This window comes from Nocardia sp. NPDC004573 (assembly GCF_053602135.1).
In genome coordinates this window covers 176301-197614 of the sequence record NZ_JBSGDA010000013.1, presented here as the reverse complement: position 1 = coordinate 197614, position 21314 = coordinate 176301, and the positions used below count along the sequence as shown (strand labels likewise).

The 21314-nt window shown below is 68.5% G+C and carries 21 protein-coding genes and 1 pseudogene; 12 read left to right on the top strand and 10 right to left on the bottom strand.

All coding sequences use genetic code 11. The features are described 5' to 3' along the window. Positions 1 to 216: 216 nt before the first annotated feature. The 3 genes from ACWEKR_RS21500 to ACWEKR_RS21490 all read left to right on the top strand — a co-directional run bounded on the left by ACWEKR_RS21500 (position 217) and on the right by ACWEKR_RS21490 (position 4861). Positions 217 to 1881 (top strand): TM0106 family RecB-like putative nuclease, encoded by a 1665-nt coding sequence (locus ACWEKR_RS21500; protein WP_452355983.1) that lies wholly within the window; start codon positions 217 to 219, stop codon positions 1879 to 1881. Positions 1882 to 1907: 26 nt separating this feature from the next. Next, complete coding sequence (htpG, locus tag ACWEKR_RS21495) at positions 1908 to 3866, top strand: molecular chaperone HtpG (protein ID WP_452355971.1); 1959 nt, start codon at positions 1908 to 1910, stop codon at positions 3864 to 3866. A 176-nt stretch (positions 3867 to 4042) separates the two neighbouring features. Then, on the top strand, positions 4043 to 4861 hold the full coding sequence (locus ACWEKR_RS21490; protein ID WP_452355970.1) for a class I SAM-dependent methyltransferase: 819 nt from the start codon (positions 4043 to 4045) through the stop codon (positions 4859 to 4861). Between the two features lie 62 nt (positions 4862 to 4923). On the opposite strand, the gene ACWEKR_RS21485 is transcribed toward ACWEKR_RS21490, so the two are convergent. After that, positions 4924 to 5691: an SDR family NAD(P)-dependent oxidoreductase gene (locus ACWEKR_RS21485; protein WP_159849142.1), complete on the bottom strand. Its 768-nt coding sequence runs from the start codon at positions 5689 to 5691 to the stop codon at positions 4924 to 4926. A 200-nt stretch (positions 5692 to 5891) separates the two neighbouring features. Between ACWEKR_RS21485 and ACWEKR_RS21480 the strand changes: the two are divergent. Then, positions 5892 to 6107 (top strand): annotated as a pseudogene (locus ACWEKR_RS21480) (helix-turn-helix domain-containing protein); the annotation flags it as partial. A gap of 331 nt (positions 6108 to 6438) precedes the next feature. On the opposite strand, the gene ACWEKR_RS21475 reads toward ACWEKR_RS21480, so the two are convergent. From ACWEKR_RS21475 to ACWEKR_RS21465, 3 genes are all read right to left on the bottom strand, one after another. Continuing rightward, entirely contained in the window at positions 6439 to 7215 is a 777-nt protein-coding gene (locus tag ACWEKR_RS21475) for a TMEM165/GDT1 family protein (RefSeq protein ID WP_452355969.1), read from the bottom strand. 294 nt (positions 7216 to 7509) lie between these two features. Next, entirely contained in the window at positions 7510 to 8037 is a 528-nt protein-coding gene (locus tag ACWEKR_RS21470; protein ID WP_452355968.1) for a peptidase, read from the bottom strand. A gap of 304 nt (positions 8038 to 8341) precedes the next feature. Next, on the bottom strand, positions 8342 to 8965 hold the full coding sequence (locus ACWEKR_RS21465) for a superoxide dismutase (RefSeq protein WP_039794275.1): 624 nt from the start codon (positions 8963 to 8965) through the stop codon (positions 8342 to 8344). A gap of 191 nt (positions 8966 to 9156) precedes the next feature. Here ACWEKR_RS21465 and msrA point away from each other — a divergent pair, with 191 nt between their 5' ends. Beyond that, the gene (gene msrA, locus ACWEKR_RS21460; protein ID WP_452355967.1) at positions 9157 to 9837 is read left to right on the top strand and encodes a peptide-methionine (S)-S-oxide reductase MsrA; all 681 of its coding nucleotides are present in this window, start codon (positions 9157 to 9159) and stop codon (positions 9835 to 9837) included. 66 nt (positions 9838 to 9903) lie between these two features. On the opposite strand, the gene ACWEKR_RS21455 is transcribed toward msrA, so the two are convergent. Then, entirely contained in the window at positions 9904 to 10515 is a 612-nt protein-coding gene (locus tag ACWEKR_RS21455; RefSeq protein ID WP_452355966.1) for a hypothetical protein, read from the bottom strand. A gap of 514 nt (positions 10516 to 11029) precedes the next feature. Between ACWEKR_RS21455 and ACWEKR_RS21450 the strand changes: the two genes are divergently transcribed. The 4 genes from ACWEKR_RS21450 (at position 11030) to ACWEKR_RS21435 (ending at position 14351) form a co-directional block, all read left to right on the top strand. Beyond that, a complete protein-coding gene (locus ACWEKR_RS21450) occupies positions 11030 to 11398 on the top strand; it encodes a rhodanese-like domain-containing protein (RefSeq protein ID WP_195085077.1) in 369 nt (122 codons plus the stop codon). 20 nt (positions 11399 to 11418) lie between these two features. Next, positions 11419 to 12468 (top strand): DUF4328 domain-containing protein, encoded by a 1050-nt coding sequence (locus tag ACWEKR_RS21445; protein ID WP_452355965.1) that lies wholly within the window; start codon positions 11419 to 11421, stop codon positions 12466 to 12468. After that, the gene (locus ACWEKR_RS21440) at positions 12465 to 13232 is read left to right on the top strand and encodes a glycerophosphodiester phosphodiesterase (protein ID WP_452355964.1); all 768 of its coding nucleotides are present in this window, start codon (positions 12465 to 12467) and stop codon (positions 13230 to 13232) included. Before ACWEKR_RS21445 ends, ACWEKR_RS21440 begins: the two co-directional genes overlap by 4 nt. Positions 13233 to 13430: 198 nt before the next feature. Further along, on the top strand, positions 13431 to 14351 hold the full coding sequence (locus ACWEKR_RS21435) for a DUF5926 family protein (protein WP_452355963.1): 921 nt from the start codon (positions 13431 to 13433) through the stop codon (positions 14349 to 14351). Positions 14352 to 14574: 223 nt separating this feature from the next. Here ACWEKR_RS21435 and ACWEKR_RS21430 read toward each other — a convergent pair whose 3' ends face one another. The 5 genes from ACWEKR_RS21430 to ACWEKR_RS21410 form a co-directional block, all read right to left on the bottom strand. Continuing rightward, the gene (locus ACWEKR_RS21430) at positions 14575 to 15123 is read right to left on the bottom strand and encodes a ferritin (protein WP_452355962.1); all 549 of its coding nucleotides are present in this window, start codon (positions 15121 to 15123) and stop codon (positions 14575 to 14577) included. A 71-nt stretch (positions 15124 to 15194) separates the two neighbouring features. Continuing rightward, entirely contained in the window at positions 15195 to 15746 is a 552-nt protein-coding gene (locus tag ACWEKR_RS21425) for a ferritin (RefSeq protein WP_452355961.1), read from the bottom strand. Positions 15747 to 15756: 10 nt separating this feature from the next. Beyond that, positions 15757 to 17169, bottom strand: a complete 1413-nt coding sequence (locus ACWEKR_RS21420) for an LCP family protein (RefSeq protein WP_452355960.1) — start codon at positions 17167 to 17169, stop codon at positions 15757 to 15759. A 127-nt stretch (positions 17170 to 17296) separates the two neighbouring features. Beyond that, the gene (locus ACWEKR_RS21415) at positions 17297 to 18091 is read right to left on the bottom strand and encodes a CPBP family intramembrane glutamic endopeptidase (RefSeq protein ID WP_452355959.1); all 795 of its coding nucleotides are present in this window, start codon (positions 18089 to 18091) and stop codon (positions 17297 to 17299) included. A 218-nt stretch (positions 18092 to 18309) separates the two neighbouring features. Beyond that, entirely contained in the window at positions 18310 to 19077 is a 768-nt protein-coding gene (locus ACWEKR_RS21410) for a DUF2470 domain-containing protein (protein ID WP_452355958.1), read from the bottom strand. Between the two features lie 145 nt (positions 19078 to 19222). Here ACWEKR_RS21410 and ACWEKR_RS21405 point away from each other — a divergent pair, with 145 nt between their 5' ends. From ACWEKR_RS21405 to ACWEKR_RS21395, 3 genes are all read left to right on the top strand, one after another. Next, positions 19223 to 19636, top strand: a complete 414-nt coding sequence (locus ACWEKR_RS21405) for a hypothetical protein (RefSeq protein ID WP_452355957.1) — start codon at positions 19223 to 19225, stop codon at positions 19634 to 19636. A 95-nt stretch (positions 19637 to 19731) separates the two neighbouring features. Then, positions 19732 to 20646 (top strand): prephenate dehydratase, encoded by a 915-nt coding sequence (pheA, locus tag ACWEKR_RS21400; RefSeq protein ID WP_452355956.1) that lies wholly within the window; start codon positions 19732 to 19734, stop codon positions 20644 to 20646. Next, positions 20643 to 21311, top strand: a complete 669-nt coding sequence (locus ACWEKR_RS21395) for a histidine phosphatase family protein (RefSeq protein WP_452355955.1) — start codon at positions 20643 to 20645, stop codon at positions 21309 to 21311. The genes pheA and ACWEKR_RS21395 overlap by 4 nt, the downstream gene beginning before the upstream one ends. Positions 21312 to 21314 lie beyond the last annotated feature (3 nt).

Genomic DNA, 21314 nt, shown 5'->3' with positions numbered 1-21314 from the left:
CCCGGCTCGCGTTCGAGCGGCCGCCGCGTCCGCGACGCAGTCGCCAGCGGCGGTCGCTCGGACGCGAGCCATGAGGGGGCCGCGAACACCCAGCGCCGCAGGCGCTGGAATTCAACACTGTCGGGGGTAGGGACCATACTGCTTAGCGTGGATTCGGACATCGGTGACCGGGACGGTCGCAAGCGCAACGGAACGGCCGTGGATCGGGCCACCGACGTGCCGACCGCCTTCATCGATGCCAGGGCGTTGATCGGCTGCCGCCATCGGCTGCATCTGGACGCCGCCCATCCCGGCGCGCTGGCGGAGGTCTCGGAGGACGCGGGCGTACGGCAGCGCCGGGACGCCGCAGCAGCGCACCGCGCCCGGGTGCGCGACGCGCTGGTCGGCGCCGACCCCGACGCCTGGGTGGTGATCGATTCCGGCCTACGCGCCGCCGAGCGCGCCGAAGCGACCATGCGCGCGTGCGAAGAAGGCACACGGCACATCTGGGGCGGGCTGCTACCGCAGGAGCCGGACACCGGCAGGCGCGGCGGCTCGGAGATCCTGTTGCGCGACGCCGACCGCGGCGGGTACATCCCGGTCATCGTGGTGAACCACAAGGTGACCGACCCGCGTCAGCCCGAACCGGCCGACTTTCACCCCACCACCTCCGACCCTTACCACTGGAATCCGCAGCCGGATCCGCACCGCAAGTTGCGTCAACAGCCGCGCGACCAACAGCGGCTGGCCCACCTGCACCGGATGCTGCAACGTCACGGCCTGGCCAGCCCCGCGCTGCTCGGCGGTGTCATCGGCTTCGACTTCGATCGCATCCTGGTCCACGATCTGGCTCCGCTGCTGGCCGACTACGACCGTCGTTACGCCGACCGGATCGCGGTGGTGCGCGGTGAGCTGCCGACCGTCCCCTCGAAGGTGCCGGAGTGCAGGCAGTGCCCGTGGTGGACGCGGGGCATCGAGGGCCCCAGCTGCGAGGACTGGCTGATCGAGCACCGCGACGTCAGCCTGGTGGCGCCCGGTTCGCGAGCCGACGTGCTGCGCGGGCACAACGTCGAGACGATCGACGAGCTCGCCGCCTGGGCGGGGGATGACCCCGAGGACTGGCAGCACGGCCCGTTCGACGAGGCCGTGGTCACGGCGCGGGCATGGATCGCGGGTGCGCCGGTGGTGCGGCGGGTCGAGCGCGTGCGGGTGCGGCGGGCGGATGTGGAGGTCGACGTCGACCTGGAGAGTTTCCAGGAATACGGCGCGTACCTCTGGGGGACGCTGCTGAACGGTGTCTACCGCCCGTTCGTCACCTGGGATCCACTGCCCACCGAGGACGAGGGCCGCTCCTTCGGCGAGTTCTGGACGTGGCTGATGACGGTGCGCGCCGAGGCGGCCGCGGCGGGCAAGACGTTTGCGGCGTATTGCTATTCGCGCACCGCCGAGGACAAGTGGCTGTACGAATCGGCGCGCCGGTTCGCGGGGCGCCCCGGCGTGCCGACGGTGGAGCAGGTGCGCGCGTTCGTGGACGGGCCGCAATGGGTGGACATGTTCCAGGCCGTCTCCGACCAGTTCATCTGCCCGAACGGCAAGGGACTGAAGAAGGTCGCGCCGGTCGCCGGGTTCTCCTGGCGCGACCCCGAGGCGGGCGGCGAGGCGTCGATGAGCTGGTATCGGCTCGCGGTCGGTTACGACGGCGCCGCGCCCGATTCGACGCAGCGCACCCGGTTGCTGGAGTACAACGAGGACGACGTCCGCGCCACCCAGGTGCTGCGCGAGTGGATGACGACCCGCGCCGACGCCGAGGTCCCCGGTCTCGCCGACTTCTCGCCGCTTGCCGATCCGCGGTCGCCCGAGACCGTTCCGGGTTACGCGGGGGTACCTCCTTCGGCTCCCTAGCCGGCGCGCAGCGGTACCATCGCGACGTGACAGAGCACGTCGAACAACTCGAGTTCCAGGCAGAGACCCATCAGCTGCTCGAGCTGATGATCCATTCCGTCTACTCCAACAAGGACACCTTCCTGCGGGAGCTGATCTCGAATTCCTCCGACGCGCTGGACAAGCTGCGGCTGGAGTCCTTCCGGGACAAGGATCTGCACGTCGACACCTCCGACCTGCACATCGAGCTGGAGGTCGATAAAGACAACCGGATCCTGACCGTGCGGGACAACGGCATCGGCATGTCGCGCGCCGAGGTCGTCGACCTGATCGGCACCCTCGCCAAGTCCGGTACCGCCGAACTGCGCAAGAAGCTGAACGAGGCCAAGTCCGAGGCGGCGGCCGAGGAGCTGATCGGCCAGTTCGGCATCGGTTTCTACTCGACTTTCATGGTGGCCGACAAGGTCACGCTCACCACCCGCCGGGCGGGAGAGACCACCGGCACTCGGTGGGAGTCGAGTGCGGGCAGCTCCACCTACACGATCGAGGAGCTCGACGAAGCCCCGCAGGGCACGTCGGTCGCGCTGCACCTGAAGCCGGTGGACGAGGAGGATCACCTCTTCGATTACACGCTGGAATGGAAGATCCGCGAGATCGTCAAGAAGTACTCCGACTTCATCGCATGGCCGATCCGCATGCAGGTCGAGCGGACCGTCACCGAGGGCGAAGGTGAGGAAGCCAAGGAGACGACCGTCCTCGAGGACCAGACGCTCAACTCGATGAAAGCGCTGTGGACGCGCCCGAAGAGCGAGGTCTCCGACGAGGAGTACAAGGAGTTCTACAAGCACGTCAGCCATGGCTGGGACGATCCGCTGGAGATCATCCCGTTGAAGGCCGAGGGCACTTTCGAGTACCAGGCGTTGCTGTTCATCCCCTCGCACGCGCCGTTCGACCTGTTCACCCGCGAGCACAAGCGCGGCGTGCAGCTCTACGTCAAGCGCGTGTTCATCATGGACAACTGCGAAGAGCTCATGCCGGAGTACCTGCGCTTCGTCAAGGGCGTGGTGGACGCGCAGGACCTGTCGCTCAACGTCTCCCGCGAGATCCTGCAGCAGGACCGCCAGATCCAGATGATCCGCAAGCGCCTGGTGAAGAAGGTGCTGTCCACGGTCAAGGATCTGCAGGGCGCCGAGGACCAGACCAACTACCAGACCTTCTGGAAGGAGTTCGGCCGCGTCCTGAAGGAGGGCCTGCTCTCGGATTTCGACAACCGCGAGACGATCCTGCAGGTGTCCTCGTTCGCCTCGACGCACTCCGATACCGAGCTGACCACGCTGGCGCAGTACGTGGAGCGGATGCCCGAGGGGCAGGACACGATCTTCTACATGACCGGCGAGACCCGTCAGCAGGTCGAGAGCTCCCCGCACTTGGAGGCGTTCAAGGCCAAGGGCCGCGAGGTGCTGATCCTGACCGACCCGGTCGACGAGATGTGGGTCGGTTCGGTGCCGGAATTCGACGGCAAGGCGTTCCAGTCCATCGCCAAGGGCGAGGTCGATCTGGAGACCGAGGAGGAGAAGAAGGCCTCCGAGGCGCTGCGCGAGCAGCAGGACAAGGACTTCGCCGATGTCCTGACCTGGCTGGGCAAAACGTTGGAGCAGAACGTCAAGGAGGTGCGTCTGACCAACCGGCTCACCACCTCCCCGGCCTGTCTGGTCGGCGACGTCTTCGACTTCACGCCGATGCTGGAGCGGATGTACCGCGCGTCGGGCCAGGCGCTGCCGGAGAGCAAGCGCATTCTGGAGCTCAACCCGACTCATCCGCTGGTCACCGGCCTGCGCGATGCGTACGCGGCCAAGAAGGACGAGGCCGACGCCGGCACGGCGACCGAGCTGTCGGAAACCGCCGAACTGCTGTTCGGCACGGCGGTGCTCGCCGAGGGCGGGGAACTGAAGGATCCGGCGCACTTCGCCCACATCCTCACCGATCGGCTCACCCGCACGTTGTGAATCGCCCGCGACCGGAGGGCCACGCCGTTGTCCTCCGGTCGCGGCCGGTGCGGTCGGCGGTATTTCGGCCATTTCTCGGTTACGGTGACCGCCGAGATGGCATATTCGCAGGACTGGGGAGTTCGCCCCCCCGGGTGGCGCGGTTAGATGTGGATGTCTGAAAGGATTGTCACAACATGTCCGCAAACCCGCTTGCCGTGGCCGCGCCGTGGGATCTGGTCGCCGACGGATACGCCGAGTTCGCACCCGCCATCATGCAGCCGTTCGCGGTGCGGGCGCTGGAGTTCGCGTCGCTGTCGCCCACTTCGCACATCGTGGATGTGGCGGCGGGGCCGGGCACGCTCAGCTTGCTGGCCGCGGGCCAGGTGGCGCAGGTCGAGGCGCTGGATTTCGCGGAGTCGATGATCGCGCGTCTGGCGAAGGACGCCGCCGCCGCCGGGCTGACGAACATTCGGGCGCGAGTGGGTGACGGTCAGGAACTGCCGTACGAATCCGATCGCTTCGACGCGGGGTTCTCCATGTTCGGCCTGATGTTCTTCCCGGATCGCGCCCGTGGGTTCGCCGAATTGTTCCGCGTGCTGCGGCCGGGTGGCACCGCGGTGGTGTCGAGCTGGGCGCCGATCGCGGACTCGCCGCTGATGCGGATGATGTTCGGCGCCTTGACCGCGGCCGACCCGAACATCCAGGAGCCGCAACCGAACTTCCTGAGCCTGGAGAATCCCGAGGTCTTCGAATCGGAGATGCGCGGCGCGGGCTTCGAAGCCGTGTCCATCCAGCGGCATTCGATCGCGCTGACCTTCGGCAACCCCGAACAGATGTGGGAGACCATGGTGCGCAGCAGCGCCCCGCTGGAACTCATGCGCCACAGCGTCAGCGCGGAGGAGTGGGCTCGGCGCGCCGCCGTCATGAAAACGTTCCTCGCCGAGAAGTACCGGCCGAACTCTCCGTTGTCCACCACGGCGTACCTCGGCATCGGTCACAAGCCGCAGGGGTGACAGACGACAGCGCGCGACCCTTCCCAGGAAGAGCCGCGCGCTGCCGGGAGTGAGCAGCGGAATTACCGCGGCGCCATGCGCAGTGCGCCGTCCATCCGGATCGTCTCGCCGTTCAGGTAGTCGTGCTCGACGATGTACTGCGAGAGCTGCGCGTACTCGTCCGGACGGCCCAGGCGCGACGGGAAGGGCACGCCCGCCTCGAGGCCCTTGCGGTACTCCTCGGTGACGCCGGCCAGCATCGGGGTGTCGATGATGCCGGGGGCGATCGTGTTCACCCGGATGCCGAACTGGGCCAGGTCACGCGCGGCCGGGACGGTCATGCCGTGCACGCCGCCCTTGGACGCGGAGTAGGCGATCTGACCGATCTGGCCCTCGAACGCGGCGACCGAGGCGGTGTTGATGATGACGCCGCGCTGGCCGTACTCGTCCACGGCGTCGGTCTTGGCGATCGCGTCGGCGGCCAGCCGCATGACGTTGAAGGTGCCGAGCAGGTTCACCGTGATGACCGTGCGGAACAACTCCAGGTCGTGCGGGCCGTTCTTGGACAGGATGCGGCCTGCCCAGCCGACACCGGCGCAGTTGACCACGATGCGCAACGGCGCGCCGGATTCGACGACCTGCGCGACAGCCGCGCCGACCTCGTCGTTGCTGGTGACATCGGCGGGAATGAGGGTGACCCCGGCGGGCACGTTGTCGCCGGCGCGCTCGATCGACTGCGGTACATCGAGTCCGAAGACGGTGGCGCCGAGCTCGGCGAAACGCTTGGCGGTGGCGGCGCCGAGGCCCGATGCGCCTCCGGTGACAATGGCGGCGGAACCCGAAATCTCCACGATGGTCCTCTCGTTTGTGACAGCCAGTTGGCCTTTCGTCAATTGCACCCTAACCGGTGCTCCGTGCGCGGCCCTGCACGGCTCCCGCGACTCGTTACCGATCGGTGTTCCCGGCGCGCACCCTGTCGGGCAGGGCGGTAGAACCGACCGCGCAGAATGGAACAGCCCTGTCAGCTCGACCGAAACACCGGAGTCTCCGTATGACCGAATCGGCCCTCAGCGCACGTCTGCCTCGTGGGAGGCACGGCCTGCCGCGGGAGCAGGTGATCGCCTCGCAGCGGGAGCGGATCCTCGTCGCGACGGCGGAGGCCATGGCCGAGAACGGGTACATCGGAACGTCTGTCGCGGCGATCCTCAAGCGGGCGGGCGTGTCACGGGAGACGTTCTACGAGCAGTTCCGCTCCAAAGAAGACTGTTTCGAGGCGGCCTATCAGCGCGCGGTGCAGTTGTTGCTGGACCGGATCGCCGAGGCCACCGAACAGGAGGAGGCCGCGCCTGCGCAAGGCGACAGCGACGCCGTGGCTGGGATGGACCGGATCCTGCGCGCCTATCTGCAGTATCTGGTGGACTATCCGGCGAGTGCGCGGTTGTTCCTGGTCGAGGTCTTCGCGGTGGGGTCGGCCGCCATCGCGCGCCGGGCCCAGCTGCAAGAGCGATTCGTCGAGTTGATCGCCGCTGTGCTCGACGCGCGGACCGAGCAGCAACGCTTCGCCTGCCAGGCCCTGGCCGCGGCGGTCGGTGCGATGGTCACCGCTCGGATCGCGGCCGGGGATTCGGACGGCCTGCTGGCGCTGCGGGAACCGCTGCTGGATCTGTTGCGCCGGGGCGGTGGACTGTATGGGGCCGCGCTGGACGTGCGCGGCGAGCCATCCGCGTGAGCAGCAGCGCCGCACCGGCCAGCGCGGGGGCGACCGCCGCCAGCCCGGCCACCGCGACGCCGCCGAGGCCGGGTGCGGCCGCGCCGAACAGCGTCGCCGCACCGAAGTAGAGGAACAGCAGGCCCGAGCCGATGCCGATGGCATGCTCCGGCAGATGCTTGCCGACCAGGATGCCCAGCGCGATGGCGAGCGCGTCGGCGGCGACCATGCCGATGGTCGAGCCCAGCCAGACGCCCACCCAGTCGTAGTCGGTGGCCAGCGCCGCGGTCGCGAACATGGTGCGGTCGCCCAGCTCGGCGAGCAGGAACGCGGACAGCACCACGAAGAACGGCGCACCGGCGGCCTTCGGCGTCTTCGGCTCCGGGACGTCGTCGCCGGGACCGAAGTGCTCGCGCAGGGTCCACAGGCCGACGGCCAAGAAGGTGACGGCCGCGATCACCGCGATCGCCGTGGTCGGCAGCGCCGTACCGAGGAAGTGGCCGACACCGACCGAGATCAGATGTACCGCGGCGGACGCCGTCGCGATGCCGCCGAGCACCACCCACCAGCGATAGCGCAGCGCGAACGTCAGCGCCATCAACTGGGACTTGTCGCCCAGCTCGGCGAGGAAGACGATGCCGATACTCAGCAATACGGTGGCGATCATGTGTGGCGGCTCCCAGGTCTCCGGCCTGCCGGCCGGAGCTACGGGTGGACTCCGGCCGACAACGAAAAGGTTGTCCAGGCCGAAGGTCTCGCCCACCGGACGGATGCCGGTTCACACAGCCGGACCCGGGCCCGTGTGGACCGGCGGGTCAGTATGTCGACTATGTGATTGGGGGCTACTCCCCTTCGCTGCAGCCGACTCTACCGGCGCGAGCCGCTCCTGCCAACCCGCTGTAATCGAAATCGCAAAGCGCACAATAAGTTTGGCGATCCACGTCTGAGGTTTCGGCTACCCTCACGCAGCCAGCAGCATGGCCAGAACCGCGGTGTCGGGATCGCTGATCGGGTCGAGCCCGACTCGGCTGACCAGGGAGGTAACCGTTCCGTCCGACTCCGCCTCCACCCAGGCGGCGCGGTGTTCCAGCCCCAGGTGGGGCACACCGGGCAGCAAGACGCAGCCGGATGCTGCGCCCGTGCATTCGGGCAGTGAGGGGCGCGTCTCGCAGGGCGGATGCAACATCAGCAGCGCCGGCGGCACATGCTCGGCGAAACGACCCGGCTCCACCGCTTCGTCACCGAGCACGGGGCCTTCGGCGATCACCAGCCCGACCGTGCCGGGGGCGGGATCGTCGGGCAGGTCCTCCCGGACCCCGAACACCGTCGAGGTCGTCAGCAAGCCCGGTAGCGTGGCCACACGCACTGCTAGTACCAGTACCTGGGCCCACTCCTTGGTCGTGTCCGGCCAGCGGCCGGAGATCACGAAGCCACGCAGCGACCCGCGCGCGTGGAACGGCGTGATGCCGATCGGTTCGTTCGTGCGCATTCCTGCCTCCCGTTGTCGAACCCGGGGGCGACCTTGCCCGTGCTATTTGTGTGGATTCCCGAATATGAACCACGAGTCACCTGGCACACAAGTACCAAAGAGTGCCAATCGGACAGCCGGAGTGCGGACGGCGGGCAATCGTGCTGCGTACTCGACGGATAGGGCACCACCTCGCCGAGGCCGAACGCGCGGCGCGTGGCGGTGCGCTGGGCAAAGCGTCCGCGTCGCCGGAAACAGAACGGGCCCGCGATCCCGGCCGCGTGGGCGGACGGATTCGCGGACCCGGTTCGGGTGCTGAGCCGGCTCAGCCGAAGATGAGGCCCTTGGCCTGCGAGGTCGCCTTGGCGAAGCGCTCTTGCACGTCGGCCCAGTTGACGACGTTCCAGAAAGCGGTGACGTAGTCCGCCTTGACGTTCTTGTACTGCAGGTAGAAGGCGTGCTCCCACATGTCGACCTGCAGCAGCGGGATGATGCCCAGCGGGACGTTGGCCTGCTGGTCGTAGAGCTGGAAGGTCAGCAACTTCTGGCCGAGGGTGTCGAAGCCGAGCACCGCCCAGCCGGAGCCCTGCAGGCCGTTGGCCGCCGCGGTGAACTGCGCGCGGAACTTGTCGAACGAACCGAACTGGTCGTCGATCGCCGCGGCGAGTTCGCCGACCGGCTTGTCGCCGCCGTTGGGGGAGAGGTTCTTCCACCAGATCGAGTGGTTGACGTGCCCACCCAGGTGGAACGCGAGGTTCTTCTCGTGCAGGAAGATGGCGCTGTGATCGCCCGACTCGCGAGCGGCTTCCAGCTTCTCCAACGCGGTGTTCGCGCCGGCCACGTATGCGGCGTGGTGCTTGGAATGATGAAGCTCGTTGATCTGCCCGGAGATGTGGGGCTCCAGGGCGCTGTAGTCGTAATCCAGATCTGGCAGCGTGTACTCAGCCACGATGTCCCTTCCTATGTCGGGCCGGTTGTGCCCGTTGTTCCGAGCACAGCCAACCATCATTCGTACACCCGGTCGATTCCAACTCGGGCCCACGCCCGCGCATTCCGGTGACGCCGCTCACAAACATCGAATCGCGCACCGTCACATCACGCACATCGGCCCCACGGGAAACGCACGCGTAGCATCGAACCATGTCGTGGTACGACGAACTAGTGGGGCGTCTGCGCCTCCCCGAACCCGCCATGGTCGCGCCGGAGCGAGCACTGCCCGGCCGGGCGGAGCCGCTCGACGTGCCGGATACCCACTACGTCAACGGTCACCCGATCCCTCCGCCGTTCCCCGAGGGGCTCCAGCTCGCGGTCGTCGCGATGGGGTGTTTCTGGGGTGCGGAGAAAAGCTTTTGGGAACTCGACGGCGTCTACACCACGGCAGTCGGTTATGTCGGCGGGTACACGCCGAACCCCACCTACGAAGAGGTCTGCAGCGGGCGGACAGGGCACACCGAAGCGGTGCTCGTCGCGTTCGACCCCGCCGTGATCGGCTACGCGGGCATCCTCAGGCACTTCTGGGAGAACCACGATCCCACCCAGGGCATGCGTCAGGGCAACGATCGCGGCACCCAATACCGTTCTGCCGTCTTCACCTTCGGCGCCGAGCAGGCCGATCTGGTCCGGTCTACGGCCGAGGCATACGGCAAGCGCCTGGCCGCGGCGGGATACGGGCAGATCACCACAGAGATCTCGCCGCTGCCCGGCCTGGCGGCCTTCTACTACGCCGAGGGTTATCACCAGCAATACCTGGCGAAGAACCCCGGCGGATACTGCCCGGTGCACGCCACCGGAGTGAGCTGCCCGGTAGGCACGGGCGCCTGAGTACGGGTAACCGCGCGTCCGGGCAGCGGATGCGCGGTTCGCTCGGGCAGATCGCGGGCGCGCCGCTCACAGCGGGGGAGCGATACCGGGACGTGTCGCCCGGGGATCACCCGCGTCATGCGCCTGCCACCACCGCGCGCCGCCCGCGACGAATTCCGCCAAGGGGATCTCGTTGCCGCGCGCGTCGTGCACGACGATGTCGTCGAACCACACCCGGATATCGAGCTCGCGCGGATCGATGCCCTCCTCCTGGGAGAACTCCAGGACGTGCGTGGACTCCTGATCGCGGATCCGGGTGTCGAAGCTGAGCAGTTCGCGCCACAGCGCCCAACTGCTGTCGTCGAGGTCGATGAACTCCCAGCCGTGCAGCCGCCCGCCGCCGAAACTGCGGATGGCCTCGTCCAGGCCGTCCATTTGCAGCGGCAGTACCTGCGGCTCGAGGTCGTCCCAGTGTTGCGTGCGCAGTGACGCGGCGACCCGGCTCACGCCGGTGAGTGTCAGCTGCACCCGATAGTCCTCGTTCGCCGTCCCCTGCTCGGGGAGAGTCAGCACCTCGAGTTCGAGGCGCAATTCGCCCGCGGGCTCATCGACTGCGAGACCGAGGCATGTGGCCTCGGACAACGCGATGTTCAGACCTGCGATATCCATTCCGTGGCGTAGCCCCCTGCTCGCGTTCATAGCCCCAGGCTACCGAGCGCCCCGGCCGGATCGCGGTATTTCGGCGGCGTTCACCATTCGATGGAACCGATCGCGGGCCGGCCCCGTCCAAGTAGATATCGGAACCTTCTCGGCCGCAGGTTCCGACGTCGGCGACGAATGGCCGCTCCGGGATTGACAGGAGGGGAGTCCCGGATCGGCCATTCGCATCGCTGCGTTAGGGCGGTATCCCGTCATCCGGTATGCACAGCCGGTCGATTGCAGACGAGAAGTACGGAAAGTCCCCACAGGTGGTAACTGATCGGTCGCTGGGGCGTTGACGTGAGCTCGGTAAACGCTGGTCGTGAGCGACGCCTGTGGATCAGGCTGTGGATTATGTGGATAACTTCGCCCGAGTTATGCACAACCCGCATCGAGCGGGGGCGCGGTCGAGTTCCGGAGAGGAGAACATACCTGAAGTCGTCGCGCGCTGTCGAGCCCGCTCCCCGGGCATGGAACTGCGCGGCGGTCCGCCGCCCATGGCAGGATCGAATCTGTGACGAGCCCCCACGTTCCGTCGGTGACGGTGGAGGATGTGCCTGCCGAATTCGACAGCGTCCCCGCGTCGGCCGACACGCCGCGACCGATCCTGCTCGACGTCCGCGAGGACGACGAGTGGCGGCTCGGACACGCCCCGGGGGCGATCCACATCCCGATGGTCGACGTCCCCGCCCGGATCGATGAGCTGGAGTACGACGCGGCGCTCTATGTCATCTGCAGGCAGGGCGGCCGGTCCCTGCAGGTGGTCGAGTACCTCACGCACATCGGGTACGAGGCCGTTCAGGTCCACGGCGGCATGGTGGCGTGGCAGCAGGCCGGTCGTCCGCTGGTCGCGGAAGGCGACCACGAGGCGAAGATCTACTGACGAAAGAACGAGGTGCGCGGGTGAGTACGGTGGTGCAACCTTGTGCGCGCTGCGGGGCGCGCTGGGCCGTGCAAGGGGCGCCGATGCACTGGTGCCCGCGCTGCCGCGGCGTCCTCCTCTCGCCCGCGCCGATCGACGCGCCCGCCGACCGCCGCAACTACCGCTGGGTGGCGCGCAGACCGGACCAGCGCGGCCGCCGAGCGCAGCCGTCTGCCCGGCCGGCCACGCAGAGTCGCACGCCTCGGTACACGCAGATCCCGCGCTGGGGGCTGATCGACCCGCCACCGCAGGCCGGTGCCGCCGCACGGCGCCCGTTCGAAAAACTGACCGACTCGGTGACCAAGTTGCTCATCGCCACCGCGGGTGTGTTCGGGCTCGCGGCCTGCGCCGAACTGGCGCGGTACGCGGTCTTGCTGCGCAACCGGACGCGACTGATCCACCCCGCCGTCCTCTTCGCTTCCGACGCTCTGGTGATCGGCGCGGGCGTGCTCGCCATCGTGTTCGCGCTGCTGGCGGCGGCGGCCGCGGCCGGAAGACTGATCGAGGTCAGGCGGTCGGCCTACGCCGCTGCGGGCAGGCGCGACCCGCGATCGCCGCGAGCGCTCGCGTTCGGATCGCTGGTCCCGGTGGTCAACCTGCTGTGGCCCGGCGTTTTCCTGAGCGAAGTGGCCGCGCTGCGAGGTGACCCTCGGATCAGCCGGGCGGTCCGGATCTGGTGGGCCGCCTGGGTCTTCGGCGGCCTCGTCGCGGCGGCCGCGCTACTGTGGCGAGCCGCGGATTCGTTGCAGGCCCAGGCGGACGGGGTGCTGTTCACCGCGTTCGCCGACGCGGTCGGCGCGGCGGTCGCGTTGCTGACCCTCTGGCTGCTGCGCACCATCGAGGGGCGTGACCTGCTCGGGCGCCATCGGACCGCGCGCCGCTGGCTGATCGCGGTCGACCCCGCCGTACCGGTGATCGAACCGGTGCATCCCGGCGGGCGGCGGACCGCGGCCGAACCGGTGGACGCCGAGCCGGCGCACGAGGACAACGGTGCTGAGGACCGTGAGCAGGAGGAGGTTATGGCCAAGTGAGCCAGGGCAGTCGCGCGCCATTCGTCGTCGCGCATCGAGGCGCCTCGGCGGCGCGCCCCGAGCACACGCTCGCCGCCTACGAACTGGCGCTGCAGGAGGGCGCCGACGGGGTCGAATGCGATGTCCGGCTGACCAGGGACGGGCATCTGGTGTGCGTGCACGACCGCACCGTCGACCGGACCTCCTCGGGCAGCGGGCTGGTCAGCGAGATGACGCTGGAGGAGCTGCTAGCCCTGGATTTCGGCGCGGACGGCTCGCCCGCCTCGGTGCTGACCCTCAGCGAGCTGATCGGCCTCGTGCTGGACTGGCGCAGCAGGCCGACCAAGCTGTTCATCGAAACCAAGCACCCGGTTCGCTACGGCGCGCTGGTGGAGAACAAATTGCTCGCCGAACTCCAGCGCTTCGGCATCGCCACCCCGGCCTCGGCCGACCACTCCCGAGCCGTCGTGATGTCGTTCGCGGCCACCGCGGTCTGGCGCATTCGCCGCGCCGCGCCGCTGCTGCCCACCGTCCTGCTCGGCGAATCGTCGCGCTACCTGGGCGGATCCGCGGCGACGACGGTCGGCGCGACGGCCGTCGGCCCTTCGGTGAAGACGTTGCGCGAGCACCCCGATCTGGTCGACAAGGCCGCCGCCGCGGGCCGCGCCACCTACTGCTGGACCGTCGACGACCCCGGCGACGTCCAACTGTGCGCCGACCTCGGCGTCAGCTGGATCGCCACCAACCACCCCGGCCGCACCAAATCCCTGCTTCCCGTCGCCTGATCCGGGCGCGACCCGATCGTTCCCACCGGCCGCCTCGTACGCGCTGCTCGCGCGTACGACAGAAGCGAGCGCGCTCCCGGCGGTTCGTGACGGGCGCGACGCAGCCGGAGCCCGACGCACGCCGCGGGCGCTGGAAAACAACACAGACACGCCGCGCCGCGGGCGCGGCAGATCGAACACTGTGTAGGTTGACCCCTCGTGGGTAAGAGCAAGCGCAATAGTCCTAAGCCCGGCGGGAACCGGGCCCAGCGTCTCGCCGAGCGGCGGGCAGCGCAGGAGCAGGCGGCACAGACCGTCACGCGTCCGTTCGAAGGTCTGGCCGCGGAGTGCGATCTGGTCGCGCTGCGCGAATTCGTGCCGTCGGCCACCGCGGAATTGACGCTGGCGGCTTCGGTCGCGGCAGAGCGCCCGGTGGTGCTCGCCACGGTGCTGCCCGGCGCGGTGGCCGCATTGGTGCGCGCTGGTGACGAGCCGAGCGGGTATGTCGGCGCGCAGGTGCAGTTCCAGGGCGCGGACCCGGCCGCCGATCTGGCCGCGGCGATCTTGTGGACCCAGTCCGCCGAGCCCGGTGACTCGCTGACCTCTGTGGAGAGCGTCGCGGGTGGTCCGCGGCTGGCCGACGTCATCGACCCCGGCGCGAGCCTGAACCTGACCGTGCACCAGGACTTCGATTGGTGGGTGCCCGCGGGTGTCGAGCCGGATCCGCAGGTCGCCGCCACCATCGAGCAGGCCAAGCAGGCGATCATGCCTTCGGCGCGGCTCGGGCTGGACGCGGACGCGATCGGCGCGGCCTGGTGGGTGGACGCCGGCGAGAAGGCGCATATCCGCTGGGTGCGGCCGGAGGACGAGGACGCGCTGATGCTGGCGCTGGCGCGGGTGCACGCCTCCGGCGGGCTGCACCTCGGCGATGGTTCCCGGTTCGCGGGGTCGTTCCGCACCCACGGCGTGCTGGTGCCGGTGTTTGATCTGGATCGGGAGCGGCACCCCGACGAATGGGTGAAGCCGGCGGTCGAGTTCGGTGCGCGCCTTTCCGAGGCGCTGGCGGTAGACACCCCGCTGACCGCCGACGAGCGGCGCTCCCGCGACGGCTTGCGGTCGCGTCAGGTCACTTTGCGCTGACTCCCGGAATCCTTCGAGCTTCCCCGCGCCTGCCCAGCGGCGCAACAGGGGTTTCCGTTTGCCACCGATATCGCCGATGGATAGGTAAGTCTCACCGAACTTCGGTAAATGCGGGAGAACCCTTTTCCCGGAATTCCGGATATTCGACGGACAATGGCATCCCGGACAGCGGCAGGCCCGGTTCCTGGGGAACCGGGCCTGTGCACCTTTCCGGCGAGCTCCGTCAGACGGAGCCGCCGGCCACCGAAGGCGCACCGGAGGCGTCGCTCGGGCCGCTCATTTCCCGGGCGACGAATTCCTCCAAGTCGAACAGGTTCGACCCGGCGCGATCGGCGATGGTGAGCAGTGTGGTCATGTTCGCGACTTCCTCGACCTGTTCCTTCAGGAACCACTGCATGAACTGTTCGCCCAGGTAATCGCCCTCTTCACGGGCGGTGCTCGCCAGTTGGATGATCTGTTCGGTGACCGTCTTCTCCTGGGTGAGCGCGAGAGCGATCGGTTCCCTGGCATTCTCGAACCGTGATTTCGCGGCGTCGATGCCGGAGAGCTCGATGCTGATATCCCGGTCCAGGAAGTACCGCACGATCATCATCGCGTGATTGCGTTCTTCGACGGCCTGCTTGTAGAACCGCTTGGCCAGCTGCGGCAGGTCGGCATTGTCGAACCACACCGCAATCGCGATGTACTGATGCTCGGCATTGAATTCATGCCGGATCTGATCGTGCAACAGGCTGTGAAATTTGCTGCGGGGTGATTCCGGATGGCTTGACATGGCACCGACATTAGCGCCGGGGCGGTCGCGTGTCACCCAAGTACAACCTTAATGAGGCTAGTGTTGCCTAATTAATTCCGTGCCGCTCCAGCCATTTTCGGCGCCGGGATTTCGGTATGCGGCCGCGTCCGCATCTCCCGGGCGACGAACTCCTCGACATCGAACAACTGCCCGTCGGCGCGGTCGATCACGGACAGCAGTGTGGTCATCCGGGCGACGTCCTTCACCTGTTCCTCGAGGAACCACCGGACGAATTGTTCACCGAGATAGTCGCCGGCGTTACGGGCCGCGCGAGCCAGGCCGCTGATCCTGGTGCTGCGGTCCTGTTCCAGCTCCAGCAGCAAAGCGATTGCGCCGCGCGGACTTTCGAACGTCGAGGTGATCGCCCCCAGGCCGCCGATCTGCACCGGCAGATCCCGGTCCAGCAGGTACTGCACCATGCGCAGCGCATTGCCGTAGTGCTCGCGCGACCGGCCGTAGGCGTGTCCGGCCAGTCGCGGCAGTCGGCGCGCGTCGAAGTACACGGCGGCGGCGAGATACTGCTGGGCGCTGGTGAATCCCTGTCGGATCTGCGTGCGCAGCAAGTCGGGGAAGGACTCGTCGGCTTCGTCGATGTCCGGCATGGCAATGACGCTACCGCGTGAGCAAGTCCTCGGGGACAGGGCGGTCGGCGGCCAGCGCGTCGAAGAACCGTCCGGCCTTCTCCTTGTCCCAGAGCAGGACGTTGCCGCTGTCCGTGTCGTCGAATCCGCCGACCGGCACCGTCGTGGCGACGGTCTCGCCGCGCAGCGCCCAGCCCAGTCCGCCGAGGTTCCAGATGTGATCGTCGTTGTCGACCCTCAGTGACTCGGCGGTGTCGGAGGCCAGCGGCCAGAGCTTGAACGGGTTGGCCAACGTGGCGCCGCTGGTCGCCTTCTTCAGCAGGGCGGCCATGAAGATCCGCTGGTTGTTCATCCGGTCCAGGTCGGCCAGCGCGGTCGCGCGGCTGCGGACGAAGCCCAACGCCTGCGGTCCGTTCAGGCGTTGACAGCCCGCGGGCAGATCGATGCCGGCGAGCGGGTCGTCGATCGCTTCGGGGACGCACACGTCGATGCCGCCGAGCGTATCGACCACGCTCGCGAAGCCGCTGAAACCGATCTGTGCGTAGTGGTCGATGTGCAGGCCGGTGGCGATCTCGACCGTCTGCACCAGCAGCGCCGGCCCGCCGATGGCGAACGCCGCGTTCAGCTTGTCCTTGCCCTGGCCCGGGATGCTGACGTACGAGTCGCGCGGAAGGCTCACCAGGGTGGTTTTGCCCGATTTCGGCACATGCACGAGCATGATGGTGTCGGTGCGCTCAGGACCGACTTCGCCACCGGTGGCGAGTTCCTGCTCCTGCTCGCGAGTCAACCCGCCGCGGCCGTCGGAGCCGACCAGCAGCCAGTTCGTGCCAGGGGTGTCGCCGACTCGCTTGGCGTAGTTCGCCAGCGCGGGGATGCGGTTGAGAGAGTTGTCCAACTGGATGACGGCGCCGACGGCGGCCACCACCAGCACCAGCAGGATCACCAGGAACCAGCGGAACGGGTGGCGCTTGCGGCGCGGTCGCGGCGCTCGTGGTGGGCGTTGGCCGCGCGGCGGCGCCGGTGGTGGTCCTTCGCGGAACCGCCGGGGTTTCCGGGGCGGTGTGGGGGGCGGACCTTCGTGGTAGGGCACCGGGCGCTGCGTGGGCGCGTGCGTCGGCCCATCGTGATGTGGCAACGGCCGCTGTGTCGGGGCGTGTGGTGGACCTTCGTGATGTGGCACCGGGCGCTGTGGGGGGCCGTGCCTGCGGGCCGGGGGAGGCGGTGGCATTCGCCTGGGCTGTTCCGGCGGGACCTGCGAATATGCCAACGGCTGCGCGTGCGGGTCGCCCGCTCCATCGCGACGCACCACCTGGGTGGGCTCGATCGGCGGCGGCGCGCCGGGGCCAGGAGGAGGCATGCGCCGGCGCATCGGAGGTTCACCGGGTCTGCCGGGCGGCGGCATCCGGCGCGTACGCGCGTTGCGCTGGGGGTCGTCGCCGTTCATCACTGAAACTCTACTTATCGGGCGGTTGTGCGGTGCCGCATGTGGACACTGGCGCACGCGGGAGCGGCGCTGTTTGCTAATCCGCAGGCGGCATCGGGTTGTTAGCGTTCCGGATGGCACGGTTGCGTCACGGGAGCCACGAAACATGGCCGCGCAGAACGGTGTAGCCGATGTAGGCGACCGCGTCGATGGTCGCATGGGCGAGGACCAGCGGCCACAGTCGGTTCGTGCGCTGCCAATAGCGCCCGAATATGACGCCCATCACACAATTTCCGAGTCCGCCGCCCAGTCCCTGATACAAGTGATAGCTGCCACGCAGGAGGGCCGAAGTCAGCAGAGCCGAGTTCTCCGACCAGCCGAGCCTGCGCAGCCGGGTGAGCAGGAACGCCACCACGATGACCTCCTCGGCCAGGGCGTTCGCGCAGGCCGAGAGGATGAGCGCGGGCAGCCGCCACCAATAGTCGCCGAGCGAGGCGGGCACGATCGTCACGCTGAGACCCAGTGCGTGTGCCACGAGGTAGAGCCCCAAGCCGGGCAGGCCGATGATCGCGGCGAGCGTCAAGCCGGGTAGCACGTCCGCGCGCCACCGGAGCCGGTTCGCCAGCCCGATCAGTCGCGGTCCGATGCCGCCGCGCCACAGCAGATACAGGCCCAGCGCCGCCCATCCGACCAGCCGTAGCACGCTGAGCAGCTGGAACAGTAAGTCGATGGTGGATTGCGTGGACCGGGACGGGTTCAGCGCGACGGTCCGCCCACCGATCCCGCCCCGGGCGAGCGCGCTCTCCACCAGCGAGAGTGCGGCACTGAGCCCGCTGAGCCCGAACGTGACGAGCAGCACCACCGCGATCTCGAGTTTGATCGCCAGTCGCTCCCGGTCGGTCGGCTCGGTCTCGTCCCACTGGGCATCGGACTCCGCGCGCATGGGTCGAATCTATTGCGCTCGCCCTGTCCGGCGCGCGTCGCGTCGCCGTGGGCGCTTTGTGGCGGCCCGCGGCCGCCCGCTGAGGTGCGGCCCTACGCTTCGCGCCCGATCCGCTTGCCCGGGCGGTCGCCCGGTAACTGGATGCGGTCGGGACGGCACCACCCGGGAAGGTGGCAGAAGTCCGTGCGCAGGGTGGGCGAACGCGTCGTCGACCCGGTTCAGATGCGGCGCAGGCCGTTGAGGAACGGGCAGCCGGCCAGGGTGCGTACAGCACGGCTGAGTCCCTCGATGTCGTCGGCCGGGGCGTTGAACGGCAAGCGGAAGTCGTGATCGCCGTCGTGTCCTTCCACCCGCAGGGTGAGCCCGTACCGGTCGATGGCCAGCGGATGCACGTTGCCGCGCTGCAGGTGCGCAGGCAGGTGCCTGGCCAGCTGGGCGACGATATCGGCGTGGTCGGCCTGCATGTGCTGCAGCCACGCGGATTCCATCGCGCAGAACGGATCCGGTTGGGCCAGGCGCAGTTCGTCGCTGGTCACCGATTCCGCGCCGGTCGAGTCGGCCACCACCGCCGAGCTGATCACCAACCGCAGCAGCGTGGCGCCGAAGCCGACGTCGAGCAGTCCGGGATGGGGCAGCTCCTTGGCCACCTCACCGGCCAGCGCGCGCTGCGCCCGGGTCGGCACCGCGCGCACCCAGCCGCGCAGCCAGACCAGGGCGCGCACCGGCTCGCGCAGCGGCAGCGGCGCGTGGTCGGTGAGTTCCAGCACCGCGGGCGCGCCGTGCTCCCCGGAATTGCCCGCCAGGATCGCGGCGACGGAGGCTGTCGGCACGGCGATCACGGCGTCGCCGCACTGCCGTACGTGGTGCACGGGCGCGGGCGTCGGGTCGATGCCCGGCATGGCGAGCACCGCCTGCTCCGCGTGGGCGCACGCGCTGCGCACCCGCTCGGCGGTGGACGGTGCGACGGTCGGAGACGGACGCGGCATACAAACCTCCGTGGAGCAGGCGGCGCGGCAGGGGGTGGATTAGGTTACCCTAAGCTAAGTGACAAAGGCTCGGTACCGCAAGCGTTCCGATCGGACTGAGCGAAGTGTGTCGATCTCGTTCGACGCGGGTTGTTACGGTTGGGGCGTGTCGGAAGGGATGGAACCGGGAGCACCGGTGCTGGTGTCGTTGTCGGCGCCCCCGCGGCGCAGTCTCTCGGACGGGTTGGTCCGCAACATCGGTGCAAGCCCCGCCGCGCCGACGCTCGAGCTGGACGCCCCGGACGCGGAGATCGCCGCCTTCCTCGCGCACGTCGCGCACTCCGATAGCGGCTTCGTCGCGCGGACCTCTTCCGGTGACCGCGCGGTGGCCGTTGTCGCCGCCACGGCCGCCGCACTGTGCGGCGAAGACATCGGCACCGCCTTGCGCAACCCCGATATCACCTTCCTGACTTCGCTGAAACCGCCCGCGATCGATGCGGTCCGGTCCGTCCTGCTCGCCATCGAAACCGCGGCGGTTGACCAGGTCAACGCCGCGTTGCGGGTGCTCGACAGAGGGTGAACGCCGCTCGGGCGGCGGTGGAACAGATGCCGCGCGGTGGCCGTGCCTCCGCGATTGGTGGGGAGCCGGGCGAACGCGCAAGTAATCTCGTAACCGTGCCGCGAATCGCGTACTTCGGGCCGTCCGGAACCTTCACCGAGATGGCCCTCGCTCAACTGGAATCATCGGGAACCTTCGACGGACCCGTCGAGCGGATAGCCGCGCCCAGCCAAGGGGCTGCGCTCGAGCTGGTCCGCTCCGGCGACGTGGAGGGCGCGGTGGTGCCGATCGAGAGCTCCGTCGAGGGGTCGATCTCGGCGACGCTCGACTCGCTGGCAATCGGTCCGCGGCTGCAGATGGTCGCCGAGACCGAACTCGAGGTGAGCTTCACGATCCTCGGCAGGCCGGGCACTGTTCTGCCCGACGTGCGGACCCTCGCCGCATACCCTGTGGCCGCCGCGCAGGTGCGGTTGTGGGTGGCGGAGCACCTGCCCCAGGCGCAGCCCTACACCTCGGCGTCCAATGCCGCGGCTGCGGAAGACGTGGTGGCGGGCCACGCGGATGCCGCCGTGTCGACCGCCCTCGCCGGCGAACGGCTGGGGTTGATGGCACTGGCCTCCGGGGTCGCGGACCACGAGCAGGCGATCACGCGGTTCGTACTGTGCACCCGGCCCACGGTGGCGCCGCCCCCTACGGGAGCCGACCGCACCTCGATCGTGCTCGAGCTGCCGAACGTACCGGGCTCGCTGATGCGCGCCTTCGCCGAATTCGCCACCCGCGGTATCGATCTGACCAGGATCGAGTCCCGGCCCACCCGAACCGGCATGGGCACCTATCGTTTCTATCTCGACTGCGTCGGGCACATCGACGACACCGCCGTGGCGGAAGCGCTCAAGGCACTGCATCGCACCGCGCGGATCCGCTTTCTCGGGTCGTGGCCTGCGACTTCCGCGACCGGCACGCCACCACCGTCGGACGAAGCCTCGGCGGAGTGGTTGATCCAGTTGAGAAAGGGGATGGCGGACCTATGACCGGGAGGTTGATCCTGGTCCGGCACGGGGAGACCGAAGGCAACGTCGCCAAGCTGCTGGACACCAGGGTCCCAGGACTGCCGCTGACCGAACGCGGTGCGGCACAAGCGAAGACGTTCGGGGAAAACCTTCTCCGACCCCCGAAGGTGTTGTTCTCCTCGGCGGCGCTGCGTGCGCGCCAGACCGCGAGCTACATCGAGGCGGCGACCGGTGTCGCCGCCATGGTGCTCGACGGACTGCACGAGGTACAGGCGGGCGACCTGGAGGGGGAACACAGCGAGGAAGCGCACCACACGTTTCAGGAGATCTACCGTGCCTGGCACGAAGGCGATCTCAGGCTGCGAGTGCCGGGCGGCGAATCCGCCCAGGACGTCCTGGATCGGTTCCTCCCCGCGATCGAGGAATTGCGGAACACGTATCTGACGTCGGATGGTGACGAGCACGGCGATGTGATGGTGGTCAGTCATGGCGCGGCCATGCGGCTCGTCGGCCGCACGCTGGCCGATGTGCGGCCGCCGTTCACCACGAACAACCACCTGGACAACACCGAGACCATCGAGCTGGTACCGATGCCGAGCGGCGGGTGGGAGTGCATCCGGTGGGGCCGGTTCACGCCGCCGTTCGGCTACGACGTCGCGCCGACCTCCGACGATCCGATGGGGTAGCGC